The sequence below is a fragment of the Nostoc sp. genome (genome assembly GCF_054880495.1).
On record NZ_JBTYKD010000345.1, the window covers coordinates 1 to 14,083 of the forward strand.

A 14,083-nucleotide genomic window follows, 5' to 3' on the forward strand; every position below is an offset into this window, starting at 1 on the left:
AAATGACGATATGGATTTAAGCTATTTCCAGCAACCTCAGCTAAGGTTTTTAGGCTTTATAGAATAAGCTTTCTGAGTTTCGCACCGGGAACTAGTCTAAACTCCAGGAGTTAATTGACAACAGAATTACTCGAACAGCAGATTATAAGAGGATTCCAGCGAATTCTATACACTGGTTAAAATGAGTGGTTGGTAAGGCTTCTAGAAATATTTTCGATCTACTGAAAGATGCACCTGGTGGCAATTTAATTAACGAGCAGGTAGACAATAAATTCTCGCCGCGAGCTGGTATTGTCTATCAGCCGAGTAAATCCACTTCGCTTTATTTTAATTGGTCTAACTATTTTAATCCTGTGTACTCTAGCACGAGCCAGACAGGAGAATTATTCAAACCGCAAACTTCCGAACAATTTGAGGTAGGAATTAAGCAGGAATTTCTTAACAGTCGTCTTTCAACTACACTAGCGTTCTACCAAATTACTCGCCAAAATTTGCTCACACCAGATCCAACCAATCCACTTTATAGCATTCAAACTGGAGAACAAAAAAGCCGTGGGATTGAACTAGATGTAACCGGACAAATATTGCCGGGATGGAAGGTCATTGCTACTTACACTTACACGGATACTTTTGTCAGTAAAGATAGCCGTATCCCCGTAGGCGATCAGTTAATTACTGTGCCATATAACAGCGCCAGTCTGTGGACAACTTACGAGTTGCAAAGTAGCAATTTGAAGGGGTTGGGATTTGGTTTGGGACTGGTGTATTCAGGAGACTACCAAGTATCACTCCCGAATACTTTCACAGCGCCCTCATACCTCAGAACTGATGCTGCTCTCTTTTATCGCCGAAACAAATTCCGCATTGGTCTGAACTTCAATAATGTATTTAATACTCAATATTACTATTATCAGATTGGTGCTTTGTCTCCAGCACCGCCTTTTAGCGTACTAGGTTCGGTGTCTGTGGAGTTCTGATTAAAGAAGAATTCAGGAGTCAGAATTCAGGAGCGGAGCTTGGGATTGCTCCGCCGAGGCGTCAGAATCACTCTCGTAAGGGATTCAGACCCGCCACTCGATGTGTTGCACCATATCCGCCAGTCGCACAGAATTCAATTCTGAATTCTGGCTGCTGACTCCTGAATTCTGTTTGTTAACGTAGGAGAATTAATCTTGATGATTAGTACCAACAGCTTGAAGAAACTAGGGTTATTGGGCAGCTTGTATATGTCACAGTTCATCCCAACTATGTTTCTGTTTCAAGCCTTACCTCACATCTTGCACCAACAAAAATTGATGTGATTTTATTACTCAGTAAAAAAGTAAAAGTATTGATTTATCGATAAAAGCCAATAAAAATTAGGTAGCTTTATCGCACATCTTTTTACTTTTTCTGGGATTATACGGTGAGGTGCAAGATATGAGTTACCCGTATTCATGCGTCAGCAGGGAGTTTCTAGACAAGCGATTGGTTTGCTTTCATTGCTGGTTCTACCTTCGATGCTAAATTTTCTCTGGTCTCCTCTACTAGATCGCTATAGCTTCACTGCTGTTGGACATTATCGATTCTGGATTATCTGCTTTCAACTCCTAATTGCCTGCACCACTGTTGCTGGTGGTTTACTTGACATTCAACACAATTTTACCGCCCTCCTGATTTGTCTGTTTGTTATGTGTTTCTTTTGTTGTCTGCAAAACATTGCAACGGATGCCTTGGCTGTGGGGTTGCTAGATGTAAATGAGCGAGGTTTCGGTAATGGAGTGCAAATAGGAGGCAGCTATTTAGGTGCTGTGATTGGCGGTGGTGTGATGTTGAGCTTGCTCAATTACTGGGGATGGAAAGCCACTATGTTTACTTTGGCGCTGCTGGTGGTAATGGCACTGCTGCCAATTTTACTGCACAAAGAACGCAGTCGAAAGAATCAAGCAGGGTCTGAGTCTCAACGCTCGACTCTGGCTTGGAAAAATTTAGTCAAATTTTTCCGTCGTTCTGGAATATGGCGTTGGTTGCTCATTTTAGTGCTTTATCTGAAAGGTAGCGCCATAGCCAGCACTATGTATCGTCCTTTTTTGGTGGATATGGGGCTATCTTTAGCAGATATTGGCTTATTGCTAGGAGTGGTTAGTTATAGTACTGGAGTATTTGCGGCGCTGACTGCGGGTTTGCTAATTAATCCCTTGGGGCGAAAGCGATCGCTAATTCTCTTTGGTTTGCTGCAAGCTGTAGCGATCGCCATCTACCTGCTACCGGCATTTAGTGTGAAAAGTTTACCCATACTCTATTTGGCTGCGATCGCTGTACAGTTCTCTACTAGCATGGCAAGTACAACTATATCAACTATTATGATGGACAAAAGCCAACTAGAGACAGCTGGCACAGATTACTCCATCCAAGGTTCAGTTGCTTCCTTTAGCGGCATTGCGGCGGCGGCAATCAGTGGTGTAATTGCCGAAGCCTTCGGCTATCGGGGAGTGTTTGCTATTAGTGTAGCGATCGCTGTGCTTGGTGTCGCAATTATTGCCATAGCCTTTGATGACACCAGAAGTACTCACGACTCAGCCCTTACCCCTCAGTAAGCATCCAGCCACGCTGTTGTAAATTAACCTACTGGGTTTGGTGTTGACTTAAATCCACGTTCCTGAAGATGCTACTTTCAGACATTCTTTAAGAAACTGCTGGGGAATTTCTCTACTTTCTCCCCAATGCAGATGAACATAAGAAGCATGAACGTTTGCAGGTAAACCCCATCCCTCGCATCCCATATTTTCCTCACAATCGTAGCGAGAAGTTTCAAATAGGGGCTGAGTGGGAGTTAAGGTTAAATGGGAACGATGAAACTCATGTCCATAAACTGTTGTACCTGCCTTAACTAACAGATTATCTTGCAAAGCGACTGCACGACGATATCCCAAAGTTAAACGCCCACCCATTACAGCTGAGGTCGGTAATACTCCCACCATCGACCAAGATTTACTCTCAAAATCGATAATTTGCTCACACAAATACATCAATCCTCCGCATTCGGCAATTGTAGGCATTCCTTTAAGTATTGCCGTTTTCAATGCATCACGAACGCTGGTATTTTCTGCTAATTGCTGGGCAAAAACTTCTGGGAAACCACCCCCAAAATACATTCCCTGCACATCTTTTGGTATACCAGCATCTTCTAAGGGACTCCAGAAAACCAGTTCTGCGCCAAGCTGTTGCAGCAAATCGAGATTATCTTGGTAGTAAAAATTAAAAGCGCGATCGCGGGCTACTGCAATCCTGACTGATGAGGGGGGATGTAGCTTTAGCTGACCGCAGGGTGGGGGATGAGGGAGAGGTTCGGATTTTAACAAAGGTAATAAGCGTTGCCAGTCGAAGCAAGTATCACCTAAATCGGTGAGGCGATCAATTAAAGCGTTGAGTTCGGGAAGTTCGGCTGTCGGTACTAAACCCAAATGGCGATCGGGAATTGTGATGTTATCTTGACGCCGCACTACGCCGAGAATGGGCAATTGTAAGAATTCTAGGGAATCTTTGAGCAGAGAGAGGTGGCGATCGCTCCCGACGCGATTTAATACTACCCCAGCTATTTTAATTCGGGGATCAAAAGACTGGTAGCCGTGAGCGATCGCAGCGACAGAACCAGATAAACGACTGCAATCAATCACCAACACCACAGCTAAATCTAAAAGCCGCGCGATGTGTGCCGTACTTGCAAAGTCTGTCGGGCATTGGGCATTGGGCATTGGGCATCGGCCAAACTCATCCCCCATGTCCCCCACTCCCCACTCCCTACTCCTCTTCACTCCATCAAATAACCCCATTACCCCTTCTACTAGAGCATATTCACTCAATTGGCTATGATCGGCAAAACATTGCTGAACATAAGCTTCGGAAGTCAGTACTGGGTCTAAATTGCGACAAGCACGACCAGTTACGTGTTGATGAAACATCGGATCAATGTAGTCTGGGCCTACCTTGAAAGATTGCACCAAGCGATCGCGACGACGTAAAGATGCTAAAAGGGTGAGCGTGACTGTTGTCTTACCCACTCCACTACGTTCCCCGGCAATGACTAAAGCCATAAATAACAATTCAAAATTCAAAGAAGGAAAAAAACCAGCCAATTAGGGGAGTTAGATTGAAAAAGTCTGTCTAATAATTATACTTAGAGATTAGCTGAGATCGGATAACAATAAGCCACCAGAAGAGGAACCTTTTATGATAATTGTCCATCATCTTAACAACTCGCGATCGCAGCGTGTGCTGTGGTTGCTCGAAGAATTAGGTATCGAATACGAGATCAAATTCTATGAACGCGATCCAAAGACAATGCTGGCACCAGAGTCGCTGCGCCAAGTCCATCCCCTCGGCAAGTCACCAGTGATCACAGATGCAGACCTGACGATCGCTGAGTCGGGCGCGATCGTCGAATACCTAGTTGATCGCTACGGCAATGGTCGGCTAGTCCCGGCATCAGGTACGCCGGAGTACGTGCGCTATACGTATTGGCTGCATTACGCCGAAGGCTCTGCAATGCCACTGCTGGTGATGCGGCTGGTGTTGAACAATTTGGGAGCAGGAGACAGCAGCGTTATTAGCGGATTCGTCGCGCCCCAGATCAAACTTCATTTTGACTACATAGAAGACCAACTCCGTAAAAGTACGTGGTTTGTAGGTGAAGAATTTACCGCCGCCGATATCCAAATGAGCTTTCCCCTCGAACAAATCGCCATGCTAAGAGAAGAGGTCGAGAGCCGACCAAAGCTCAAAAAATTTGTTGAGCGCATTCATGCACGACCTGCTTATAAACGCGCACTTGAGCGTGGAGGCGCATACGACGTATCCTTTCAATAATTTGGGGAAAGCAACAACAAAAGACATCGGTGAAATTAATTATGCGTTACCTGAAATCCTTGTAGAGACGCGAAATAGGACTGGGCTTCGTCGCGCTGCCCTAACGCATCTCCACATTCTTTTTCACCAAATATATAAACTATTTGATAACCCAATACGCTTGCGTTAAGGCTAAAAACTAAAACTAGTGTAGGTTGGGTTGAGGAACGTAGCAAGATCCCGCAGGGTAACCCAACATTATCAACCATTTGTTGGGTTTCGCTATTGCTCTACCCAACAAAGCTATTTTTCTTAACCCAAGCGTATTAGGCTAAAACCAAGGAAAATAGAAAAACCCTCCAGATTATTGAAATATCCAAAAATCTAAAGAGCTTGTGTTTGATTTTCGCAATTTTGGTAACTTTTATTCTTTCCAGGGGAAGCTAATTATTTGTTTCCAATTTGAAAATATTCGCTGTCACTCCCAGACTTTCTTCAAAAAGTGACTCGCGCCCCCAACGTTGCACCTGCTGACTTAGCAATGCTTCCGCCTTTTGTTCCGAAAGTGAAGTTACTTGTTGAAACAGACCGGCAGATTGGGCACCACCGTGTGTTTCCATCCGCATACAGCCACCAGTTTCCGAGCAAATTACTGTACCACAGTCTGCCTGCGGATTTGTCGAACTGAGGCGCAGGGCAATCAAGTCGCCTATAATCTCACCCACATCAGCAAGGGGAACACCCGCTAATTCTGCTTCCACTTGTCGTTGATCTTGGGCAACAAAGGCAATGCGAGTGATGTCGTAATCTCCGGTTTCCTTTTGATAGGAAACTGGCTGCCATTCTAGACGACTTGCCAGCCAACCCAAAAACAGCAATGCTTGTGCGGGATTGCCTTTTTCGTAATCAATTGTTACTCGGTCAATTTCCTTCAAGGCAGCCCGACGGTGAGGAGAATCGTAGGCTTCAGCTGCTAATTCTTGCCATGCTGAGAGGCGACGCCAGTTTAGGTCAGCTAAGGGAACACCACTTTCTACCAACTCTTGTAGGTGGAGTAAATCACTTTCTGGCTCGTTAAAGCGGCAAGAATCCACAATAACATTGTTGGATACTGCTGCCAACCGTTTGAATAGACTGTTGTTTGGGTCTGGTGTTGCTTTCCACCAGACAAACTTTGGTAAGCCGCCAATTAACAATGCTGGAATCATCCCCCCGATCCGTTCCAAGGCAGCAGGAGTTCCACTGAGAGTTATATATTCGCAGCAGATTAGTGTGCTTGATGATTGCTTTTGGATGGGGCAATAGGCAGAAACTTGAGCCTTAACCCCTTCATCTTCGCCAGCAATGGGAAACAGTGCAATAATGCGGCAGGGGTTGCGGAGGGCGATTTCATCGGCAATTCTGGGGCTTGGGGCATTTAAGCTGGGAATACTAGTAGAACTATTATCCCCTGTAGCCGCGTTTCCTTGACGTTTGGCGAATTCTTCTCTCAAGATAGCCAGGGTTTCAGGTGTTGCTATTCCAGTATGTGGCAGTGCATATTTTTTCTGCACTTGCCGCAGCGCAGCTTCCATTTGAGGCCCTAAAATCCCGTCAAGTGGTCCGTTGTAAAATCCCAAAGTAGCCAAAAGATACTGGGTTTCTTCCGGTTCATAAACCACTAAGGTAAATGTAGTCGCGCGAGTAGCAGCAGGAAGCCCACCGGTCTCGCCACTAATGCCGTAGCTTTGCCAAATTTGATTCAGTTCCGCATCTAATTCGTTAAGCGAAATATCTTTTGGTGCCTGAAGTGAAAAAATTGTAGACGCTTGGGGAGCCATAAGGAATTTTGGATTTTGGATTTTGGATTTTGGATTTTGTCATTGGTCATTTGTTTTTACTAGTGACTAATGACTAATATTTAGAGTCTGCGCCAGCGACGGCCATCTTGGTTAATTAAGAATTCTGCTTCTGCTGGTTCCCAAGTACCGGCTTCGTACTGGGGAATAGTATTTGCGTCGGCGGGTGCATCCCAAACGGAAAGGGCTGGCGTTACTACTTGCCAAGCTGCTTCTACTTCATCCGCCCGGGTGAATAATGTTTGATCGCCCATCATACAATCAAGAAATAGGCGATCGTAGGCATCGGATGTTGCTTGGATGCCAAAGGAACCATAACTAAAGTCCATGTCAACGGAACGGGTGCGGAATTCTGCCCCCGGCATTTTCACATCAAAACGCAGGGAAATTCCTTCATTCGGCTGAATCCGCATCGTCAAAATGTTGGCGTTTGTCTGTTGGGCGGCAGATTGGAACATCCGAGACGGAACTTCGCGGAAGTGAATGGAAATCTCACTAACTTTTTTCGGCATCCGCTTCCCGGTACGCAAGTAGAAAGGAACACCTTTCCAGCGCCAGTTGTCCACCAAAAACTTCATTGCTACGTAGGTGGGTGTGGTGGAGTTGGGATCAACGCCTGGTTCTGTCCGATACCCCGGCACTGCTTGACCCTTCATCCAGCCAGCACTATACTGCCCACGTACTGCTGAACCTGAGAGATTGTGAACATCAGCTAAACGAGTAGCTTGGAGTACCTTCACTTTTTCTGTGCGGATGCTGTCGGCATCCATTGCGTTGGGTGCTTCCATCGCCGTTAAACAGTAAAGTTGCATGAGGTGATTTTGCAACATATCCCGTAGTGCGCCGGCACTTTCATAATAACCAGCCCGGTCTTCCACTCCTACGGTTTCTGCGACGGTAATTTGCACATGGTCAACAAATTGACGATTCCACAACGGCTCAAAAATCGCATTGGCAAAGCGAAACACCAGCAAATTCTGGACTGTTTCTTTACCTAAGTAGTGGTCAATGCGATATACTTGGTTTTCTTTGCAAAATTTCTGTACCACTTGGTTAAGACTCTGGGCAGAAGCCAAGTCCCGACCAAAGGGTTTTTCAACTACTAGACGATGTTTGTAGGGATCTTCTAGCATCCCAGCACTTCCTAGCTGCTTAATCGCTTCGGGAAAGAATGAGGGGGCAACTGAGAGGTAGAACATCCGATTCCCTCGCGTACCCCGTTTTTCGTCTAATTCACTCAATAAGCTTTTGAGTTTCTGGTAGCCTTCGGGATTGTCTATATCCCCAGGACTATAGAACAAACCTTGAGAGAAGTCTTTCCAAAGTTCCCCTAAATCGACATCAGGATGTGCCTCTTCCATGCCTTTTTGCATCTGTTCACGGAAGTACTCGTGGCTCCACTCTCGACGTGCCACACCGACAATGGTAGTTTCTTGTGGAATACGCCGTTCTCGCCGCAATTTGTAAAGTGCTGGTACTAGTTTGCGCCAGGTGAGATCACCAGAAGCGCCAAAAATGACTATAATTTGGGGTTCGGGCATCCTTTGTTGTTGCAGACCAACGCGCAAGGGATTTTCTAGCAGACTAACCATAACAATTTTGGATTTTGGATTTTGGATTTTGGATTTTGGATTTTGAGATTGGGCATGGGGCATGGGGCATTGGGCATTGGGAAAACACTTTCTTTATTCCCTTGTCCCCCTTGTCTCCCTTGTCCCCCTTGTCCCCAATACCCAGCCCCTACACTGGCGACAATACCTTGATCTTTTCTTCTAAAGAGTTCATCAAGGACTGGAAGGGCTGGATAAACTTGTCAATACCTTCGACTAACAGTTCATCCATTACGGCATCCAGATCGATGTTAATATCGGGATCTTTGAGGTTTTCGATCAAGGTGTAAGCTTTGTCTACATCTGTTTCTAAGCGATCGCTGACGTTACAATGATCGGCACAAGCTTTAATCGTCGCTGGTGGTACGGTGTTAACGGTATCTCGGCCGATCAACTCTTCGATATACATCACGTCTCTGTAGTTGGGGTCTTTGGTGCTGGTGCTTGCCCAAAGTAGCCGTTGTATTGTTGCTCCTTTGGTTGCCAAAGCCTGCCAACGCTCGCTTCTAATGATTTTCTTGTATTCTTGGTACGCAATCTTCGCGTTAGCGATCGCTACTTTCCCTTTAACAGCTCTGAGCCTTGCTTCCACGGCAATATCATCAACGCCTTTTTTCAACTTAGCATCAATTTTGGCGTCAATGTTGCTATCAATTCGGCTGAGGAAGAAGCTAGCGACTGAAGAAATTCTACTGATGTCCTTACCCTGGTCCACCCGTTTTTCTAAGCCCCGAATATAAGCCCAAGCTGTGTTAATGTAGCTTTCTACAGAAAACAGTAGCGTAATATTGACATTTATACCATCAGCGAGCGCCTGTTCCACTGCTGGTAAGCCTGCTTCTGTACCGGGAATTTTAATCATCAAATTTTCCCGACCAATTTCTTGGAAATAGCGCCGGGCTTCGACTATGGTTGCTTCAGTATCTTGGGCGATGGTTGGTGGTACTTCCATACTCACATAACCATCTAGTCTATTCGAGGCTTCATAAACTGGGCGTAAAATATCACAGGCGTTACGGATATCTGCAAAAACTAGGGATTCGTAAATTTTCTGTATCGGTGAGCCAGCCCGAACTCCGGCTTCGATATCGGCATCATAAATGACATTACCAGCGATCGCTTTTTCAAAGATAGCTGGGTTAGAAGTAATCCCAGAGATACCTTGATTTTCAACCAGGTCTTTGAGTTCGCCTGATTGAATAATGTCACGGGTCAAATTATCAATCCAGATACTTTGACCGTATTGGGTAATTTCTAGTAGATGATTAGTAGCCATAGCTCTAATTTGTTTCACTCCTGTATAGTGATGTTTCCAAGTGAAGTTGGCAAAACCCATCAAATTTTGATGGTGACTTTTGAATTGTGGCGTTGTCAATCACTTATCGCATCGGCCAGCTGAGATAATTTTTAATTGATCTTCAAGAAGTGCTATTCTACATTTCCAATCCTAAATCACCATGATTAACTTTTAATTAATGCCATAGGCTAGACGCATCTTGATACTTTTGTCACCGTCTTGTAGTGCAGTATGGCAAAAATAACTATCCAGTTCCAAAGCTTGTAAAGAAAGCTTTATTTTCTTTTGTCTTCCACCTGGCGATTTTAGTGTCCGTTTTGAATAAAAGACTCCACCTTGGCTACATCCTCTTTGCTACCAATAATTAAAGGCGTGCGCTGATGGAGTTTTTTCGGCACCACATCTAAGATATCCATCAGTCCTGTAGTAGCACGACCACCTGCTTGCTCAATCAAAAAGGCCAGAGGAGCGGTTTCATAAAGCAAGCGCAATTTTCCTTCTGGGTTTTGAATTGTGCCTGGGTAGAGAAAGACACCGCCTTGAACCAAAAGTCTATGGATGTCACTGACCATTGCGCCGCTATAACGAGCTGTGTACCCTTGTGTGCGATGAACGTAGCGGATGTATTCTCGAATCGATTCTTCCCACTGCCAAAAGTTACCTTCGTTGACGCTGTAAACAGAACCGTGGGTAGGAATGCGGATATTTTCTTCTGTGAGAATAAACTCTCCTAAGCTGGGATCAAGGACAAAGGAATGAACGCCCTTACCTATAGTATAGACCAGCATTGTGCAGGGGCCATATAAGATGTATCCGGCTGCGAGTTGCTTACGTCCATTGGTGAGGAGGTCAGTTGCCTTGCGATCGCTATCAGTTCCTTCTTGTTGGCGAATGGCGAAAATGGAACCTAAGCTAAGGTTAATATCAGTGTTGGATGATCCATCAATTGGATCATACAGCAGAGTATAGCGCCCAATGGGGCAATTTTCCGGGATGTAATAGGGATTTTCCATTTCCTCAGAAGCGAGGCGACAGACTAAGCCGCTTTGCTTAAACACTGAGATAAACACATCATTGGCATAGACATCCATCTTTTTGACGGATTCTCCTTGGACATTAACATCCCCAGTAAATCCGAGAACGCCTTCCACTAAACCAGCGCGACTCATGCGACGAGCAACCAGTTTCCCCGCCAGGGCGATGCGATTCATCAGCGCACTTAAATCCTGTGCATCTGCCGAAAAACTCTGAAGTTGCTGGAGGACGTGACGGGATAAGGTTGTACAATCACGATCTAGGGATTTGTCTGTTGCCTCGTAGGTAGATAAGTCTAAAGATTCTGGCGCTTTAGTCATTTTTGTGTTATCGGCAGCCACTAGCTGTTATTTGGGTTTTAGTTGTGTATGGCAACTTATAGTAGTTGCTGCCTCTATCTTAGAAAGGTAATTTGAGAACTTAAATGGGACTTTAGATAAACTAAAGAAATGAATTTTTAGTGACCCCTGCGCCCAGAGCCGAGATACGTAGTTGGTTGCCGTAGACATTGCCAATATTGAGTCAATAATTTACCTAAATCAAGTGACTAGAGAAAGTAATAGAAGTTAGGCAAGGCATGCTTTCGAGGTTTGACCCTCAGCCCCTCTACCAATTTTGCGAGAGGGGAGCAAATTATCTAGTTCCCCTTCTCCCAACTTGGGAGAAGGGGTTAGGGGATAAGGGCAAAACGTCTTCTCAAAGCAGATTTTTTCTGAAGTTGACAGCAATGGCGAGACGCCCACCTCACAATAAGTAGTTGGATATTTTTTTATTTGTCAGTCCCTAGAGAAGACTGAGAAGACTTTTCCCCAGTTCTTAAATTACAACCAATTGCCAATCAACACATAGGCAGACCAAAAGCTTGGTGCTTTGTAGTTAGGATGTTTTAGCAGTTGTAATTGGGCGCGGTGGATAGCTTCGGCTTTGGTGATTTTGCCACTCTTGAGTTCTCGATAGAAGGCACTAACAAACATTGCCGTCGATTCATCATCAATCTGCCACAGGGAAGCTACGGTACTGCGTGCGCCAGCTCGTACAGCTGCTCCTGCTAGACCGAGTGCTGCACGGCTATCTCCTGTTGCTGTCTGGCAAGCACTCAAAACTAATAATTCTACTATGGTTTTACCCTGACTGCGAAAGAGAGTATCAAAATCCTTGACATTTATCTCACCATCGAAATCCAAAATAAAAGTGTCTTCAAGGCGGGAACTAAACTGACCGTGGGTTGCTAAATGCACTATGTTGAATGAAGCAGCACCAATTTCACTCTCTAAATTCTTTTTCTTAAAATCTTTATCTAGTAGGCTAGTTGTCGAAACTCCTGCTTTGGTAATGCCCTCGAATTCAGATTTGATCGCCAGCAAGGGTGCAAACTTGGAAAACCCTGGCGGCGGCTGAGTTAATCCGGCAGTTATAGCTCTTAGCTGCTGTTGCACTAGCGGTTTAGGGTCGAAGAGTTGCAGACCGACGCTCAGTGCGATCGCATATTTCTCTACTAAATATTGCTTACCATCATAAAGAGCTGCCATTGGTAAATTACGTAACGGCCCATCCAGAACGAACACTAGGGTATCTACCCCATTTTTTTGCAATTGTGACTCAATGGGTTTGAGCAGCCAGTTGTAAACTTCGTGCGAGTGGGTTTGGACGGCTTTAGTAGCGGTGGGATTGACAAGATTTTTTCGCAGTTCTACTAAGAGTTTCTCTACTTCTGTGTGCGAAATCTGAGTAGTGTAGCTTTGCAGAGGTTGTTTGGGAATTTTGACAATTACCTGGACTTCTTTTTCCAGAATAATTGGATAAAGGATAGCAGCTGTGGGATTATCTTGGTCTACGACTTGATCGAGGGTTACTCTTTGACCTTGCAGGCAAGCTTCCCGGAAGAAGTCGTCCAATTCTGCTAGTTGGAGTGCTTCAATTCGCTGACGTGCTTTCTCTAATATTTTTTCATCTGGTTTCGCTTCTTGGGATTTCAGCAATAACTCTACTGACTGTCGGTAGATGGGTTCTACGCTGTCCCGGAAGTTAAATTGCACATCCTGGTTGACTATATCTTTATTGACTACTAAATCTTTGCGAAGAGACTGGAGAGTTTCTACAGCAGCATCATAGGCCGCGATCGCACCATTAATATCTTTTTCTGCCCAGAGCAATCTACCTAACTGCCACTGTAAACTATAGGTAATTTCTGGTGCATTGCTGCTCTGTGCCAAAGCTAATCCTTGTCGGGTCAGGTCTTGCGCCTCTGACCACTGTCTGGATTCTTCGTACAAGCCGCCTAAACTCTTCAGAGCATAGGCTTCTGCCCGGTTGTCCCCTAAATTGCGGGATTGCTGGATGGCGCTAGCAAGTAATAGTGCTGAGTCTTTTCTGCTAAATCCTAAGTAGTAATTCTGACTGGATGCTTGCAAGACACCACTCTTTACTTTTGACAAATTTTGTGAAAAGTTAACTTGAGCGAAAATACTAGCACGGCTGAGGGGGAGTTTGTCGAGTTGCGACTCAATCAACGGCAAGAGAGTTTGAACCTCTAGCCATTGTTGATCTTGAATCAGTAAGCCCAGGTGATTCAGTTGCGCTTGGACTTTTGTCAGAGGTGAGGGAGATGCTTCAACTGTTTGTTGATAATAGACGATCGCCTTTGCTTTATCCTGTTGTTTACGGGCATTATTCCCCAGGCTGAACAGACTAGCCCCAATATCAGCGCTTGATTGCAGGTTTCGAGCAATCCTCAGACTTTCTTCTAGCGCCTGGCGTGACTTTTCCAAATCGCCCACTACTAAAAGGGCATCACCGAGCGATCGCAAACTTACTGTTTTTTCGATAGAATCTGGTTGAGATTTTAACCTCTGACTAACCTCTTCGAGTGTTTTGACAGATCGAGGGTAAAATCCTTGGGTTCGCCATGCCTGTGCTTGATTGATTAGCGATCGCACCACGCCGCTTTTATTATCAGCTTGCTTGTAAATTTTTTCCGCCTGCTGCCAAGTTGCTAAAGCCGCCTCCGACTGTCCCATTCTCAGTTGGAGACGACCTTGAATATCTAGTGATTGGGCAAATATTTGCAGATTTTGGTTTTCATCCTCTCCTTTGAGCAAATTTAAGCTCTCTGTAATTGCCTGCTGTGCCTGACTCCATGCACCGAGTTGCTGGTAAGCTAGGGAAAGATTACTCAGTGTCGCTGCCAGTCTCAGGGTCTCCCCTTGCTGGTCACTGAGCAATGCCGTTCGCGCAGCGTCTCGTAGAGAAGTGTGTTTATATGCTTGGACAGCCTGTTGTAACACTTCTACAGCCTTGGCGAAGTTTCCGGTATTGTATAAAACTTTGCCCTGTTGTAGTAGTGAAGCGGGGTCAGTGACGACAGCTAGCGATGTCAGATTGTTAATTGGTAATTGGGATGAGGAATTAATTGAGCCAGCAACTTTTGCCAGTACGGGTGAACCAAGGATGCATAACAAAGCGATTAAGAAGTACAAAGG

10 protein-coding genes are annotated in these 14,083 nt (G+C 45.1%); 3 read left to right on the forward strand and 7 right to left on the reverse strand.

All coding sequences use genetic code 11. The features are described 5' to 3' along the window. The first annotated feature begins 185 nt into the window (after positions 1–185). Together ACYTXL_RS29695 and ACYTXL_RS29700 are read left to right on the forward strand one after the other, a co-directional pair. Positions 186–977 (forward strand): TonB-dependent siderophore receptor, encoded by a 792-nt coding sequence (locus ACYTXL_RS29695; RefSeq protein ID WP_461927771.1) that lies wholly within the window; start codon positions 186–188, stop codon positions 975–977. 459 nt (positions 978–1,436) lie between these two features. Beyond that, positions 1,437–2,576: an MFS transporter gene (locus ACYTXL_RS29700; protein WP_461927772.1), complete on the forward strand. Its 1,140-nt coding sequence runs from the start codon at positions 1,437–1,439 to the stop codon at positions 2,574–2,576. Between the two features lie 48 nt (positions 2,577–2,624). Here the strand turns inward: ACYTXL_RS29700 and ACYTXL_RS29705 are convergent, their stop codons facing one another. After that, positions 2,625–4,073, reverse strand: coding sequence for a cobyrinate a,c-diamide synthase (locus ACYTXL_RS29705; RefSeq protein ID WP_461927773.1), 1,449 nt, complete (start codon positions 4,071–4,073; stop codon positions 2,625–2,627). Positions 4,074–4,209: 136 nt separating this feature from the next. Between ACYTXL_RS29705 and ACYTXL_RS29710 the strand changes: the two genes are divergently transcribed. After that, entirely contained in the window at positions 4,210–4,845 is a 636-nt protein-coding gene (locus tag ACYTXL_RS29710; protein ID WP_461927774.1) for a glutathione S-transferase family protein, read from the forward strand. 35 nt (positions 4,846–4,880) lie between these two features. Here the strand turns inward: ACYTXL_RS29710 and ACYTXL_RS29715 are convergent, their stop codons facing one another. The 6 genes from ACYTXL_RS29715 to ACYTXL_RS29740 all read right to left on the reverse strand — a co-directional run bounded on the left by ACYTXL_RS29715 (position 4,881) and on the right by ACYTXL_RS29740 (position 14,080). Then, a complete protein-coding gene (locus tag ACYTXL_RS29715; RefSeq protein ID WP_461927775.1) occupies positions 4,881–5,093 on the reverse strand; it encodes a hypothetical protein in 213 nt (70 codons plus the stop codon). A gap of 174 nt (positions 5,094–5,267) precedes the next feature. Beyond that, positions 5,268–6,644 carry a glucose-6-phosphate dehydrogenase assembly protein OpcA gene (opcA, locus tag ACYTXL_RS29720; RefSeq protein WP_461927776.1) on the reverse strand — a complete coding sequence of 459 codons (1,377 nt, stop codon included), beginning with the start codon at positions 6,642–6,644 and terminating at the stop codon, positions 5,268–5,270. 80 nt (positions 6,645–6,724) lie between these two features. Continuing rightward, positions 6,725–8,254, reverse strand: a complete 1,530-nt coding sequence (gene zwf, locus ACYTXL_RS29725) for a glucose-6-phosphate dehydrogenase (RefSeq protein WP_461927777.1) — start codon at positions 8,252–8,254, stop codon at positions 6,725–6,727. 148 nt (positions 8,255–8,402) lie between these two features. Next, positions 8,403–9,548, reverse strand: a complete 1,146-nt coding sequence (gene tal, locus ACYTXL_RS29730) for a transaldolase (protein WP_461927778.1) — start codon at positions 9,546–9,548, stop codon at positions 8,403–8,405. Positions 9,549–9,874: 326 nt separating this feature from the next. After that, positions 9,875–10,924 (reverse strand): class 1 fructose-bisphosphatase, encoded by a 1,050-nt coding sequence (fbp, locus tag ACYTXL_RS29735; protein ID WP_292797445.1) that lies wholly within the window; start codon positions 10,922–10,924, stop codon positions 9,875–9,877. A 501-nt stretch (positions 10,925–11,425) separates the two neighbouring features. Continuing rightward, a complete protein-coding gene (locus ACYTXL_RS29740; protein WP_461927779.1) occupies positions 11,426–14,080 on the reverse strand; it encodes a CHAT domain-containing protein in 2,655 nt (884 codons plus the stop codon). Between the last annotated feature and the right edge of the window lie 3 nt (positions 14,081–14,083).

Coding starts and splice junctions, on each gene's coding strand:
- opcA (WP_461927776.1), bottom strand. CDS start 6,644: ATGGCTCCCCAAGCGTCTACAATTTTTTCACTTCAGGCACCAAAAGAT.
- zwf (WP_461927777.1), bottom strand. CDS start 8,254: ATGGTTAGTCTGCTAGAAAATCCCTTGCGCGTTGGTCTGCAACAACAA.
- fbp (WP_292797445.1), bottom strand. CDS start 10,924: ATGACTAAAGCGCCAGAATCTTTAGACTTATCTACCTACGAGGCAACA.
- ACYTXL_RS29700 (WP_461927772.1), top strand. CDS start 1,437: ATGCGTCAGCAGGGAGTTTCTAGACAAGCGATTGGTTTGCTTTCATTG.
- ACYTXL_RS29705 (WP_461927773.1), bottom strand. CDS start 4,073: ATGGCTTTAGTCATTGCCGGGGAACGTAGTGGAGTGGGTAAGACAACA.
- ACYTXL_RS29715 (WP_461927775.1), bottom strand. CDS start 5,093: ATGGTTGATAATGTTGGGTTACCCTGCGGGATCTTGCTACGTTCCTCA.
- ACYTXL_RS29710 (WP_461927774.1), top strand. CDS start 4,210: ATGATAATTGTCCATCATCTTAACAACTCGCGATCGCAGCGTGTGCTG.
- tal (WP_461927778.1), bottom strand. CDS start 9,548: ATGGCTACTAATCATCTACTAGAAATTACCCAATACGGTCAAAGTATC.